General features: G+C 53.5%; 12 protein-coding genes and 1 tRNA gene. 4 read left to right on the forward strand and 9 right to left on the reverse strand.

Translation table 11 applies throughout. The annotated features are described in order from the left end of the window. Positions 1–38: 38 nt before the first annotated feature. The 7 genes from pheP to ACDO57_RS12510 all read right to left on the reverse strand — a co-directional run bounded on the left by pheP (position 39) and on the right by ACDO57_RS12510 (position 9,276). Entirely contained in the window at positions 39–1,427 is a 1,389-nt protein-coding gene (gene pheP / locus ACDO57_RS12480) for a phenylalanine transporter (RefSeq protein ID WP_024906896.1), read from the reverse strand. A 103-nt stretch (positions 1,428–1,530) separates the two neighbouring features. Further along, positions 1,531–3,714 carry a TonB-dependent receptor gene (locus ACDO57_RS12485; RefSeq protein ID WP_370884042.1) on the reverse strand — a complete coding sequence of 728 codons (2,184 nt, stop codon included), beginning with the start codon at positions 3,712–3,714 and terminating at the stop codon, positions 1,531–1,533. 184 nt (positions 3,715–3,898) lie between these two features. Further along, positions 3,899–4,174, reverse strand: coding sequence for a DUF1471 family periplasmic protein YahO (yahO, locus tag ACDO57_RS12490; protein WP_024906894.1), 276 nt, complete (start codon positions 4,172–4,174; stop codon positions 3,899–3,901). A 150-nt stretch (positions 4,175–4,324) separates the two neighbouring features. Then, positions 4,325–5,356 carry an ABC transporter ATP-binding protein gene (locus tag ACDO57_RS12495; RefSeq protein ID WP_370884043.1) on the reverse strand — a complete coding sequence of 344 codons (1,032 nt, stop codon included), beginning with the start codon at positions 5,354–5,356 and terminating at the stop codon, positions 4,325–4,327. A 1-nt stretch (position 5,357) separates the two neighbouring features. Beyond that, positions 5,358–6,932 (reverse strand): ABC transporter permease, encoded by a 1,575-nt coding sequence (locus tag ACDO57_RS12500; protein WP_370884044.1) that lies wholly within the window; start codon positions 6,930–6,932, stop codon positions 5,358–5,360. 24 nt (positions 6,933–6,956) lie between these two features. Further along, the gene (locus tag ACDO57_RS12505; protein WP_024906891.1) at positions 6,957–7,973 is read right to left on the reverse strand and encodes an iron ABC transporter substrate-binding protein; all 1,017 of its coding nucleotides are present in this window, start codon (positions 7,971–7,973) and stop codon (positions 6,957–6,959) included. Positions 7,974–8,277: 304 nt separating this feature from the next. Further along, positions 8,278–9,276, reverse strand: coding sequence for an aldo/keto reductase (locus ACDO57_RS12510; protein ID WP_024906890.1), 999 nt, complete (start codon positions 9,274–9,276; stop codon positions 8,278–8,280). 100 nt (positions 9,277–9,376) lie between these two features. On the opposite strand from ACDO57_RS12510, the gene ACDO57_RS12515 reads away from it, so the two are divergent. Beyond that, positions 9,377–10,285, forward strand: a complete 909-nt coding sequence (locus ACDO57_RS12515; protein WP_370884045.1) for a LysR family transcriptional regulator — start codon at positions 9,377–9,379, stop codon at positions 10,283–10,285. Positions 10,286–10,292: 7 nt separating this feature from the next. Here ACDO57_RS12515 and ACDO57_RS12520 read toward each other — a convergent pair. Beyond that, positions 10,293–10,369 (reverse strand) — tRNA-Arg (locus ACDO57_RS12520). A 278-nt stretch (positions 10,370–10,647) separates the two neighbouring features. Between ACDO57_RS12520 and ACDO57_RS12525 the strand changes: the two genes are divergently transcribed. The 3 genes from ACDO57_RS12525 to fimZ all read left to right on the forward strand — a co-directional run bounded on the left by ACDO57_RS12525 (position 10,648) and on the right by fimZ (position 13,532). Further along, a complete protein-coding gene (locus ACDO57_RS12525) occupies positions 10,648–11,346 on the forward strand; it encodes an EAL domain-containing protein (RefSeq protein WP_048991446.1) in 699 nt (232 codons plus the stop codon). A 24-nt stretch (positions 11,347–11,370) separates the two neighbouring features. Continuing rightward, complete coding sequence (locus tag ACDO57_RS12530) at positions 11,371–12,099, forward strand: response regulator transcription factor (protein WP_024906887.1); 729 nt, start codon at positions 11,371–11,373, stop codon at positions 12,097–12,099. Between the two features lie 800 nt (positions 12,100–12,899). After that, positions 12,900–13,532, forward strand: coding sequence for a fimbria biosynthesis transcriptional regulator FimZ (gene fimZ, locus ACDO57_RS12535; protein ID WP_024906886.1), 633 nt, complete (start codon positions 12,900–12,902; stop codon positions 13,530–13,532). Positions 13,533–13,583: 51 nt separating this feature from the next. On the opposite strand, the gene sfmF is transcribed toward fimZ, so the two are convergent. Beyond that, on the reverse strand, positions 13,584–14,105 hold the full coding sequence (sfmF, locus tag ACDO57_RS12540) for a fimbria assembly protein (RefSeq protein WP_032646212.1): 522 nt from the start codon (positions 14,103–14,105) through the stop codon (positions 13,584–13,586). Between the last annotated feature and the right edge of the window lie 9 nt (positions 14,106–14,114).

The following is a 14,114-nucleotide window of genomic DNA, read 5'->3' on the forward strand; positions in this document are numbered from 1 at the left end:
CCCCAGCCCTCTCCCACAGGGAGAGGGTGAAAAACGTGCTACTTTTTGCGGGAAAGCTTAAACGCCACAAACAGGAAGATCACCCACACCGGCAGCAGCATCGCCGAAAGACGCATTTCATCCATGGTGCACATCAGCACCAGAATCAGCCCCAGGAACGCGATACAGATGTAGTTCCCCGCAGGGTAAAGCAGCGCTTTGAACTGCGTTTCGCGTCCCTTGCGGCGCATCGCGGCGCGGAATCGCAGGTGCGCCAGGCAGATCATGATCCAGTTCAGCAGCAGCGTGGCGACAACCAGCGCCATCAGCAGGCCAAAGGCCTCTTTCGGCAGCAGGTAGTTGATTAGCACTACCAGCGACGTAATGGCACCGGAAAGGAACAAGGAATTTACCGGCACGCCGCGACGGCTGACGCGGGTAAGGAACTTCGGCGCGTTGCCCTGCACGGAGAGGCCAAACAGCATACGGCTGTTGGAGTAAACGCCGCTGTTATAGACCGACAGAGACGCCACCAGAATGACGAAGTTCAGCGCCGAGGCGACCACGTTGCTGTTCAGATCGTGGAAAATCATCACGAACGGGCTGCTGTCGGATTTCACTTCCACCCACGGATAGAGCGCCAGCAGCACCACCAGCGAGCCGATGTAGAACAGCAGAATACGGTATACCACCTGGTTAACCGCTTTTGGAATGCTTTTATGCGGGTCGCGCGCTTCCGCGGCGGTGATGCCAATCAACTCTAATCCGCCGAAGGAGAACATGATCACTGCCAGCGAGAGGATCAGCCCTTTCCAGCCGGTCGCCAGGAAGCCGCCGTGCTGCCAGAGGTTATCGATCGTGGCACGCTCGCCGCCGTGGCCGGAGAACAGCAGCCACAGGCCAAAGCCGATCATGCCGATAATCGCCAGCACCTTGATTAGCGCAAACCAGAACTCGGTTTCGCCATACAGGCGGACGTTAACGAGGTTTACGGCGTTGATAATGATGAAGAAGGCCGCCGCCCAGATCCACGTCGGGACATCCGGCAGCCAGTACTGCATGTAGATGCCTGCGGCGGTCAGCTCCGCCATCCCCACCAGCACGAACATAACCCAGTAGTTCCAGCCGGACAGGAAGCCTGCAAACGGGCCCCAGTATTTATAAGCAAAGTGCGCGAAGGAGCCTGAAACCGGCTCTTCAACAACCATCTCGCCAAGCTGGCGCATGATCAGGAAGGCGATAATCCCGGCGATACCATACCCCAGCAGTACCGCCGGGCCAGCCATCTGAATAGCGGGGCCGATGCCAAGAAACAGCCCGGTACCGATCGCGCCGCCAAGGGCAATTAACTGAATGTGTCGATTTTGCAAACCACGTTGCAGCGTCGGATTCTGATCCGACGAGGCTTCGGCGCTACCATGGCCTGAAGCGGATGACGCGTCTTTCACGTCCTACCCCTGTCTCTTTTTTAGAAGGGGCACGTTTTAACACTTCATGCTGGAGGTAGCAAGGGATTGGGGCATCCCTGCCCCGGATAACGAGATGGAACGCTTAGAATTCGTAGCCAACCGAGATCTTAAAGGTACGCGGTTCACCCTGCGTGATGTAAGTACCGGAATCGTCCACGCTGGCCCAGTAGTTTTCATTGGTCACGTTGTCAATGCCCGCGCGCACGGTCATCTGGTTTGCATTGTGGTTCACCGCGAAGCGATAGCGCATACCCAGATCCAGCGTGGTGTAGCTGTCCAGCTTTTTGGTGTTTGCCAGGTCAGCGTACTGCGCGCCGGAGTGGTTCACGCGGGCGGTGGCGGTCAGGCCGTCAATCGGCTTGATGTCGTACTCCGCGCCCAATACGGCGTAAAAGTTCGGAATACCGATCGCATCGTTCCCCTGATTGACGCCATTTTTGGTTTTGGTCAGCTCGGCCTGCAGCCAGGTGGCGCTGGCATTCAGACGCATCCCCAGCATGGGCTCGCCAAAGACGTTCAGCTCCACGCCACGGTTACGCTGCTCGGCGTCAAGGCCGTAGTGGCCTCTGTCGTCGAGGATCGCCGACGGCATCTTGATTTCGAACAGCGCAAGCGATCCGCCCACGCGGCCAAAGTCCGCCTTCACGCCCACTTCGTTCTGCTTAGAGTGAACGATACCGGTGCTCTGGCCGTAGTTGGTGGCGGTATTAGGCGCGGTTTTGCCCGGCTGCAGCGCTTCGGTATGGTTAGCATAGAGGGAGATTTCCTCCCACGGCTTGTAGACCACGCCGTAGGTTGGCATCCAGCGGCTGCCGTCGAAGCCGTCTGCCGCGTTTTCCGCACCGGTAATTTTGTTATACCCGCGAATGACCACCTTCTGATGGCGCGCCCCGGCGGTGAACAGCAGCTTATCGTCCAGTACGCCCAGCGTATCGCTCAGCAGCCAGCCCTGAGTACGGGTGCGCCCGCTGGTCAGCGGATCGCTGTATTTCCCGCCTGAGCCGTTGAGGTTGCTGCTGTCCGGCATATCCACGCCGGTATTGTGGTAGATGTTGGTCGTCGGGTTATCCTTCGTCGCCGACATTTTCCACGCGATTTTTTCGTTTTTGGTCATCGCCGAATAGCCAACGTTGACCTTGTGCGAGACGAAACCAGTATTGAAATTACCGCGAATGCCCGCCATACCGCTGACGGAGTCGCTGATGCGGTTGGTATCAAGGCGGCTGACCGTTGCCTTGCCGCTTTTATCTACCAGCTTCGGCGCGCTGTAGATCCCTTCCTCATGCGCATGCTGCGCGCCCAGGCCGGTATAGGCGGTCCAGCCGTCGGTGATGTCGTACTCGCTGCGCCACATCCCGAACTCGTTTTCGATGTTGCTGTAGGCCCACTTCTGCGAGAAGTTGCGATCGTTTTTCGGCGGCTCGGGCACGAAATCCACCGCCGAAATGTTGACGCTGGTTGGGCTACCGTGGAAGGTTTTCTTCTGATAGCCCAGATCAAGCGAGGTGCGGAAGCGGTCACCGCTGTAATCCAGGCCGGTAGAGAGCAGCGTGGTGCGGCGGCGATCGTTCGGTATGCCGGTTTCCCCTTCGCGATGGACCAGGTTCACCCGCGCGCCAAACTGGTCGTTGTCGCCGTAGCGACGACCCGCATCCAGCGTGGTGCCAATCTGAGAATCTGAGGTGTAGTCCACGCCCACTTTCGCCTGCGGGAGTTCGCCCGCGTGTTTTGGCTCAAGGTTGATCATCCCGCCCACGCCGGAGCTCGCCGCGCCGTTCATCAGGGCGTTTGCCCCTTTGAAGATCTCAATGCGCTCAACCATCTGGGTATCCACCACCTGGCGCGGCAGCACGCCGGACAGCCCGCCAAAGGTCATGTCGTCACCGTCGAACTTCAGGCCACGAATACGGTAGGTTTCCGCGCTGTTGCCGAATCCCTGGACGAACTGCACGCCCGCGTCGTTCGCGACGACATCGGCAATGGTTTTCGCCTGCTGATCTTCCACCAGCTTTGAGGTGTAGCTGATGATGTTGAACGGCACGTCCATGGCGTTCTGCTGGCCCAGCATCCCCATGCGCCCGCCGTTCGCCATCTGCCCGTCAAGGAAGGCCGGTACCAACTGGTCGCCACCGGGTTTGAAATCGCTGGCTGGCGCAGCCTGGACAACGAGGGTGTCCTCTTTTTTATCGTCCGCCGCGAAGGCGGAATGCGTCACCGCGCCAACGGCGAGCGCCAACAGCGTGTTGTTTATTTTGGTGTTGTTCATCGTTAACTCATTTAAACGTGCGCGCAAAAATGACCCGTTGTCGGGCCTTAGAATGTGTTTATTGAAATACAAATGAGAACTATACGCATTATACATGCATTAGCAAGTGTAACCGCGTTCATGAGGAGGTTTGGCGAGAAATGAGGGGAACAACCACCCCATTGCGGGGGTGGCTGCAATGACGTTATTTTTTCTTGTAGATATTGGCCGTACCGTGAATTTTATTGTTGGTGTTCCCTGACGTGAGCACCAGGACATCTGCGCCTTTCTTATCGGCTTTCTCAATCAGTTCTTTTTTTGCATCATCAACCGATACCTCATTCGAGGTACTTACCGTACCGATTTTTTGATACTGAGACGCAACTTTCTTGAACTCATTTTTTGTCAGCAACTGAGCAGCAAAAGCATTGGTCGTAAACAGTAACGCCGTTCCCAACAAAATAGCAGTCGTCTTTTTCATAACCTTTTTTCCTTGAGATTAATCAGCAACTACGAAAAACCTCACGCATTGTGGTGAGGTTTTATGAGCATGGTAGAGAATCTCAGGAAATGCCATACGTTCGGGAAAATTCTTTTATAACAACCCGTTGCATGAAATTACTAACGAATATTAAGAATAGTCGAATACCCGCGCGGTGCCAGCAATATCAATGCGTACCGCCGTGCCCGGGTTCCATCCTGGCTGGCTGACGGTCTTCACAATCACGGGCTGTTGCTGCCCGGCTAATCCGAGGGTGAGCGTCGATAGCTGTCCGGTGAAGTCCACATCAAGAATCGAGATCGGGCTTTCATGTGAGGCACATGCCGTCACGCGTAATTGTTCAGGGCGCATCATCACCCTGCCCTGTCCTGTCGCATGCGCGTTGTCCGTCGGCACTTCACCCAGCGCGCACACGGCATACCCGGCAGCGAGCTGAGCTGGCAGGATCACGGCGTCGCCAAGAAACAGCGCAGTCTCTTCGTCAACGGGACGGGTGTAAACCTCATAAGGCGTACCGACCTGTGTGAAGCGTCCGGAGCGCATCACGGCAACCTGCGTGGCAAAGGACAACGCTTCGTTCTGATCGTGGGTGACCAGAATCGAAGCCACGCCCGCTTCGGCCAGCAGATCGGCCGTTGCCTTACGCGTCATGGCGCGCAGGCCGGTATCCAGCGCCGAGAACGGTTCATCCAGCAGCATCAGTGAAGGACGCTGGGCCAGCGCACGGGCAAGCGCCACGCGCTGCTGCTGCCCGCCGGAAATCTCGTGAGGCCAGTGCGTTGCCAGTTGCCTGTCCAGAGACACCATTTCCATCAGCGCCTCAACGCGCTGGCGTTTCTCGTGGCGGGTGCCGTCCAGCCCCCAGGCAATGTTGTCTGCCACGTTGAGGTGCGGGAACAGCGCCCCCTCCTGAGGTACAAAACCGATCCCGCGCTGGTGGGCAGGGACAAAACGGTTTTCATCAAACAGCGTTCTCCCCTGCATGACAATACGCCCGGTGTCAGGCGTTTCGAAACCGGCAAGAATACGCAGCAGCGTGGTTTTCCCCGACCCGGACGGCCCGACAATCGCCGTCCTGCTCCCCAGCGCAACGCTCAGGTTTAAGCTGTCGAGCACCTGCACATCAGCAAACGATTTAGAAATGGCGGTTAATTCAAGCATGTCATAGCCCTGCAATTTTTTTCGACTGCATATAGAGAATGGCGGTCAGCGGGAGTGAAATCAGGATCATCAGCATCGCGTAAGGCGCGGCGGCCACATAGTCAATTTCACTGGTCAGCGCCCAGAATCCGGTAGAGAGCGTGCGCGTGCCCAGCGGAGAGAGCAACAGCGTGGCGGTCAACTCGTTGCTGACGCCGAGGAAAACCAGCGCGGCACCCGCCGCCGCACCCGGTGCGGCCAGCCGCATCGTGACGCTCCAGAGCGCCTTCGCGGGCGTGCTACCCAGGCTGCGCGCCACGTTTTCCAGCTCGACCGGTGCCTGCGCAATCCCCGCCCGAAGGTTGATGAGCGCTCGGGGCATAAACATCAGCAGGTAGGCCAGGAACAGGGTAATTTCCGTCTGGTAAATGGGGCGGGCGTAATGAATGGTGACGGTGACCAGCGCCAGCGCCGTGACAATGCCCGGCAGTGAACTGGTGATATAGATGCACCCTTCCAGCATCCGGAAGATACGGTGCGGATAGCGGATACCGAGCCACGCGATGGGGATCACGCACGCCGTTGTCAGGAGCGCACCGCCCACGCCGAGCATCAGCGTCTGGCGCAGGGAGTGCCAGAGATCGGGACTCATCCAGTTTTGCACGCCGCCGAGCCAAATCCAGCGGCACAGGACAATCAACGGCACGCCCAGCGCCAGCACGATCAGCACGATGAAAAACAGCTGGCCCAGCGCGGCAGCCGCAGGCTTCAGCGGCAAGCGTTTTTGCTCGCGCGCGGCCCCGGCGCCAATGCGCGCGTAGCGTGCTTTTCCGCGCGTTACGCCTTCCAGCACCAGAATAGCCAGACAGCATAAGGCCAGCACGCCCGCCAGCATGTTCGCCGCCGGGCCGCTGAAGGTAGACTGGAACTGGTCATAGATTGCCGTGGTGAAGGTATCAAAGCGGATCATCACGTACAGGCCATATTCCGCCAGCAGATGCAGCGCCACCAGCAGCGCGCCGCCGCAGATAGCCAGCTTGAGCTGAGGCAGCACCACGCGGAAAAAGACCCGCCAGGGCGGCGTGCCGAGCGACGCGGCGACATCTTCAAGCGTCGGGTCAAGACGACGCAGCACCGCCGCAACCGGCATATAGATAAACGGATAGTAGGCCAGAACGGAGAGGAACACGCCCGCGGAGAGCCCATGCATGGACGGGACAACGCTCACCCAGGCATAGCTTTGCACAAACGCGGGGATCGCCAGCGGGGCGACCGCCAGTGCAGACCAGATCCCTCGACCGGCAAGCTGTGTGCGCTCGGTGAGCCAGGCTATCGCCACGCCCGTCACGATACACAGCGGAACCGCTAAAGCCGTCAGCCACAGCGTGTTGCTGAGTAGCTCAGCAACACGCGGGCGAAATACCAGCGCCTTAATGGTTTCCCATCCGGTCTCAATGCCAATGGCAATGATAAAACCCAAAGGCAGAAGCGCCATTAATGAAAACAACACAGCTAACGCAACCATCGGCAGTGCAGGACGCCTGCGGGCAGGCTCCTGCACTCTGTTTTTTCCGATGTCGAGACTCAGACCAGACATAAGACGTTCACTTCACTCTCAGGATCACAGCAGACCGGCTTGCGTCATCAGCTCGATAACTTTTTTACTGTTGAGCGTTGAAGGTTCAACTTTCGGTGCATCAAGATCTTTCAGCGGGACCAGTTTCGGGTTTGAGGCCGCGTTTACGCCCACAGCGTATTCAAAGGCGTTGTTGGTACGCAGACTCTCCTGACCTTCTTTGCCGGTAATGTATTTGATGAAGGCCTGCGCCTGCGCTTTGTGCTTGCTGGACGCCAGCACGCCACCGCCAGAGAGGCTCACAAACGCGCCCGGATCCTGGTGTTTGAAGTAGTAGAGCTGAGTGTTTTTGCTGTTTTCACCGGTTTTGGACTGATCGACAAAGCGGTAGTAGTGATAAATCACGCCGCCATCAATCTGGCCGGCATTGACGGCTTTCATCACCGTGCTGTTGCCTTTATAGGCAACGAAATTAGCTTTCATCGCCTTAAGCCATTCCAGAGTGGCCTTTTCGCCTTTCAGAGCCAGCATCGCGCTCACGATGGCCTGGAAATCCGCGCCTGACGGTGATGCCGCCCAGCGGCCTTTCCACTCGGGTTTCGCCAGATCCATCAGAGACTTAGGCAGCTGCTGCTCGTTCAGTTTTGCCGGGTTATAGACGAATACCGTGCTGCGGGCGGCAATGCCGATCCAGCGACCATGCGCCGGACGATACTCTGCCGGTACCTGCTTCAGGGTGTCTGCATCCAGCGGCGCAAACAGGTTAGCGTTATCCACCAGCACCATGGACGGCGAGTTTTCCGTCAGGAATACGTCGGCCGGCGATGCGCTGCCTTCCTGAACCAGCTGGTTACCCAGCTCGCTGTCATCACCATTACGCAAAGTCACTTTAATGCCGGTTTCTTTGGTAAAACCGTCAACCCACGACTTCACCAGGTTTTCATGCTGCGCGTTATACACAACGATACCTTCGTTGTTATCGGCGGCAACTGATTGTGTGGAAAGGAAAAGGGATGACGACAACAAGGCAAGCGAGAAGCAGGACAGCAGGCGAGAATTCATGAACATATCCTTAATAGACCAACGGGAGTAACCACTCATAGCTTTGTGGGACAGGATTAAAGCACACAACAACGCTAATGATAATTAGTATCAATCCAGTTTACGCGTAAAAGTGTAAAATTTCATTATTGCGTGGTTTGAAATGATAAAAATCCAGATGGGAAAGATAGTTCAATTCAAAATTAAGAAAACCTTAAGACTGAACGGAAGAAGAATTCATTAGCCTTCTATTTATTATTGCGACATTTAATGCACAGATGAACAACTCTCCCGCCAGAGAGGCGGGAGAATGTAATGCAGTTTGTTATTTATCGATTAAATTAAAATCACCCTGGTTATATCTTTGCCCCTGGATATTGTCAGGTGTAAAGACATGGTCAACGAACTTAATATCAGAATCGGAAAGATTCAGGCTGACCGCCCCCGCATTATCCTGCAAATGCGCTATTTTTCGAGCCCCGGGAATAGGAACAATGTCATCTCCTTTACTCATCACCCATGCGAGGGCCAGCTGCGCGAGGGAACAGCGGTATTTATCCGCGACATCCTGTAGCTGGCCGAGCAGCTGTTGGTTTTTCTGCATCGCTGCTTTCTGGAAGCGGGGCAGGTTCCGCCGGAAATCATCCTCGCCAAAGCCGGAGCTGTCGGTGATTTTCCCGGTTAAAAATCCGCGACCCAGCGGACTGTAGGGCACAAACCCAACGCCCAGCTCGCGGCAAGCGTTGAGAATGCTTTCCTCCGGCTCGCGAGTCCAGAGCGAATATTCCGTTTGCACGGCGGTAATCGGATAAACTTTGCAGGCCCGGCGTAACGTGTCGGCTGAGACTTCTGAAAGCCCGATATGGCGAACTTTCCCTTCCTTGATTAAATCAGCCATTGTTCCCACAACGTCTTCAACAGGTACAGACGGGTCGACGCGGTGCTGATAAAGCAGATCGATAGTCTCGATATTGAGACGTTTAAGTGAACCTTCTACCGCTTCACGAATATGTTCAGGGCGGCTGTCAACACCAGCCATACGTTCAAGACCATGTCCGGAGGGAAGGATGCGAAAACCAAATTTTGTCGCAATCTGTACCTTGTCGCGAATGCCTTTAATCGCCTTCCCGACCAGGACTTCATTATCATAGGGGCCATAGACTTCCGCGGAATCAAGGAAGGTAACGCCCAAATCGACCGCAGCGTGAATGGTATTGATCGCCTCCGATTCTTCGGCACCACCATAGGCAAAACTCATCCCCATACAACCCAACCCCAGTGCTGACACCTGGAATTTATCTTTCCCCAGATAACGTGATTTCATCTTATATTCCTGTTTTGATAAATGACAGGAAATATATACTTTCATTCTTAACGCATAACAATTAGTATATTTTTAATGCAGTATTTTATGAGAATTAACAATGAAAAATGCACCAGAATTACAACATATAGAAATATTACTTCTTATTGTAAAACACGGGAGTTTTCGTCAGGCCGCAAAAGAATTAAATGTTTCAGCGCCGACGTTAACTGTCGCCATAAATAATCTTGAAGAAAAACTTGGGGTTAGACTTTTGAATCGCTCCACCCGAAGCTTGTCTTTGACGGCCGTCGGTAAAGCGTTTCTTGATGACGTGATGCCCGTCCTGAATGACTACAGACGCGTCATTGATAATCTCAATGACCACAAAGAAAAGCCAGAAGGCGTCATCAAAGTCAACTTACCCCGGATCGTGGTTGATCTCTTTTTTCAAAGCCATTTCGTTACGTTCAAAAATGATTACCCGGGTATTAAATTAGAGTTGTTCACCACTGACAGAAAAATCAATATTATCGACTCAGGTTTCGATGCCGGAATACGTTATACACAAGATGTTCCTAAAGATATGGTTGCCATTCCTTTTGGTGGCAAGATGGCTCTTATTCCCGTTGCCAGCCCCGATTTTCTGAAGAAATCAGGCACGCCTGACTCACCAAAAGATCTGGTCAATTTCAGGTGTATAAATCGCTGTTTTCCTGATGGAAAGCTGTATCGCTGGGAGTTTATGGATCCACAAGGGGAAACAATGGAGGTATCTGTTAATGGCGATCTGGTTGTCGATTCAGACGCGGCAATGATCCAGGCTGCTGAATATGGGTTAGGGATTGCGTTTGTTTATGAGAATTTGGTTGAGGATAAAATTAGCGAAAACAATCTTGTCCGTTTGCTACCTGATTATACCTATCCCGCTGATAATTTTTGTGTTTACTACCCGAGCCGAAAACATCTGCCAGCACCGCTGAGAACCTTCATAGCGTGGGTGATGTCGATGAATAAAGACGTGCGTTGAGAGGAAATGGCACGCCCTGTAGGATTCGAACCTACGACCTACGGCTTAGAAGGCCGTTGCTCTATCCAACTGAGCTAAGGGCGCACTGAGAAGCGTGTGCTTCGCGGTGGTGAAACGCGAAGAATTATACGGTCAATGGCAGGTGAGTCAATGCCTTTTCCGCTTTCCTGGGCAATTACCGCTAGCCGATTGTAAATACGGCTATTTTCTCAACATTTCTCCCTGTTTCACCGTAAAATTTAGCGCTGCGAAAAGGCCTAGTTGCATTTAAGTAACGCCTGCTGTTTTCCTGAACGTCAGCTCGTCACACTAGAGTCAGGTATCCCGGCCGCCTGGAGGCTGACAGACAACAGGACAATGGAGTGACAGCGCAAAACCTGATCGATACGCCCCCCCGGTTACAGTACCTTTCTCAGGACATCGTCGGCATTAAGCTTGAGCCTATCGTCGCCCTCACCTCCTTGCGCCAGGTTGGCGTGGAGGTCCTTAGCGTTCTGTCCGACACCCGCCACAGCGAGGACTTTTTTTGCGATCGGTCCGCTGAGTGGTCGATAACCCTGCTTGAAGCGCAGCTTGCCACGCTAAAAAATACGCCGCACGGACATAACCTTTTTATTAATCTGCCGATAACCGTCCTGACGGAGCCTGCGTCTTTTCAGCGACTTATCAGGTTACCTGGCGTGCAGCTCAATATTGAGATTGTCGACCTCGCGTCCTTTTTGGCGCTAACCGTCGCACAGAAGCAGCATGTGGTTCAGAATCTGCAGCAACTTAGCAGACAGGGACACGCTATCTGGCTGGATGACGTGGACGACGTCTTAGTGCAGTCGTTTTTATCCTGTCGACTCCCGTTAAGCGGCGTCAAAATAGATAAGGAAGCATTCTGGCGTTTACGCGACACCCCTGCGCTGAGGCAACTGGTTTCCCTTTGCTTTCAGCTGGCCGGGAAAGTGCTTATTGAAGGTATTGAGACTGAACGCGATCGTACCTGGGCACTGCAGGCAGGCGCAGACCTCGGCCAGGGATATTACTGGCCGTCCTGGACATGGCCGGAGGATTAAAACGCCATTTCCAGGAGGGAGACCATGCGAATGACAGTGCGCCGTTACCGGCGGCGGCGTACAGGAAGTGATGCACTGGGATTTACGCGCTCACCTTTTGCTCCCCCCTTTTTCGACCGACTCGAATTTTTGAGCCAGTCCATCAGCCAGCCCCGCAAAACAGACGCCCCTTTTATCCTTCTGGTGACGGAGGATCACTACCTGCGCACCGGCTTTCTCAACGGGCAGTTTCCTCTGAGCAGCTGCTGCGACTACGCCACGCTGGACGACGCCCTTATCGCGCAGACACAGTGGCCCTCCGCCCGTCTGGTCGTGGATATAGAAAGCCGGTCCACGGGGCTGCTGGAGAAACTGGATCAATTGAGAAGGCATAGCCTGTTTCCTCCGTTCCTGACGCCCTGGCTGTTAGTCCGGGCCGATAATTACGACACCCGCCTCTTCTGCAAAGCGGCAGGTCCCTTTCATGTGCTCGAACGTCAACTGAACGCCGCCGCGCTCCAGCACAGCCTGCTGGATACCCGCCCCCCGCAGGGGTCCGACAAAGACTGGTTCTCGCGCAATGAATGGCCCATCCTGCAGGAGCTCTCACGGGGCAAGACGCTGCGTCAGATTGCCCTGATGCAGAATCGCCCCTATAGCCGCATTATCTATCGTCTCAGCTGCATCCTGCTGAAGCTGGGGCTGAGCCATCGCCAGGAATTGCTTCATCTTCTTAATAACCTCTCAGACTGCACGTTTTCACTCACGTCCTAACCCCTTATTTCCTAAAGCGGTTTAGGAATTTACTTACCAACTGCGTTACATAAATGTTAATTTTTAACAATAAAATCGAATTTATAACTATTCCTAATTTATGGGCGTAAACCTTGTGAAATGCCATAAATTGAATGAACGGCAGCACTTTCCTCCATCCGTTAAGCGAATGCAGATAGCGTTAACAAGATGATAATGATGTAAAAACAAGCAGCTTAGCGACAACGTCCAGGAGTAAAAAGCGAAGCGGGTAGCATGTTCTCCTGCGGACCTGGCGCCGTTATCGTGGTCAACGCAAGCACTTTCGGATGAAGGTCTACCGGCCTGCGAGGGCAATTTTTAACCTCCGCGTCGCGGGTTCGCCCCCAGAAATGATGTCTATTTTTGTTAACAATTGATCAACATACAGAGATATCTGTTATTTTTTGTTATTACATAAAGATGAAAATATGCGGTAAATGAGATAATAGGATATTTCCGCTAATTTTAAAAAAATAGTGATTCAGATCCAGAAGATAATACAAACCCATACGCGGATATTAATTTACAGGGTTTTCGGAAAAAACTTACCCTGTATAATAAGATGCGTACCAAATTTGAATAAGAAAAACCTTTTTGCCAACACCAGCCTAATGAGATGACCGCGCTGAGGCATAGTTCTTTTCATTACGTAAACAAGGATGCTTTCGCTCTTTCCAGGGAAATACTACGGTATAGGGATCTGCACATTATATCCTTCCGGCATTTCGAGAGTTTTACCAAACTCTGCATAACGCTTTTAACAATCTGAGGCATTAAAAATGAAACCGGCATCCGTTATCATTATGGACGAACATCCTATCGTCAGAATGTCGATAGAAGTCCTGCTACAGAAAAATAAGAATATCGCAGTCAAGCTCAAGTCTGGCGATAGCCATGAAGTCCTTGACTGTATCCGCAATCACCCTATCGATCTGGTGATCCTTGACATTGAACTCACGGGCACGGATGCTTTCGCTTTACTTAAGAGAATCAGAAACTTAAACAAAGAGATTAAGGTTCTGTTCCTCTCGTCTAAATCAGAGCTATTTTACGCGGGTCGCGCCATTCGCGCCGGGGCAAATGGCTTCGTCAGCAAACGGAAAGATTTGGGTGAGATCTACAACGCCGTAGAAATGATCCTGATGGGCTATTCCTTTTTCCCGTCGGAAACGCTGAACTTTATAAACCACCTGGGTTCAGGGAAAGGGATGGCAGTAGATATGCCATTATCGAATCGTGAGGTCACGGTATTACGGTATCTGGCGAATGGATTATCCAATAAGGAAATTGCTGAACAGCTACTATTAAGCAACAAAACTATTAGCGCGCATAAATCCAATATTTATTCCAAGCTGGGTGTGCAAAGCATCGTAGAATTAATTGATTACGCCAAAGCGCACGAACTGCTTTAACCTGAATTCACTCCCTGCAGCTTATCTGAGCTGCAGGGAGTGCGGTCAGTGCTAATTATAGTTAATCATAAAGGTGGCATCCGCATCGGCTCGTCCGGGCTGAGGATTATCTGCGGTGGCAATATAATTGGCATAAAACGACAATGTAGCATTCCCCTGCGCATCAACTGACACCGGCTGGCTGGCCTGCTGGAGAGCCAGACGCGTTTTATCCGCATCCCTGATCTCTACCGCGACGTGACTTGCTGTACTGGCGTCATTGAGTGCCAGCAAACCGTTATTGCTCCCGTCAGCTTTACCCGAAAACGTAATGGACGCCGCGCCCGGCGGGCAGCCGGTCAGCTTCAGCGTAAACGGCATGGGCTGCGTGCGGCTCCCGGTGGTGCTGAGCTGTTTCGTGGGCCAGGTGCCCAGCGTGACGGTCTTGTCGCTGTCGCTGCCCTCGGCAACGCAGGTAAAATCAACGATATTGCCGTAGAGCCGAATGTTAATCTCGCCCAACGCGGTGTCCGCCTGAGCCTGTGTGCAAAGCGCAAAAAGCGCTACGGTGATAAAACGGATCCCGTTTCGCATATTGGCTCC

The organism is Enterobacter cloacae complex sp. 2015409, from assembly GCF_041365315.1.
In the GTDB taxonomy this organism is placed as follows: Bacteria; Pseudomonadota; Gammaproteobacteria; order Enterobacterales; family Enterobacteriaceae; genus Enterobacter; species Enterobacter pseudoroggenkampii.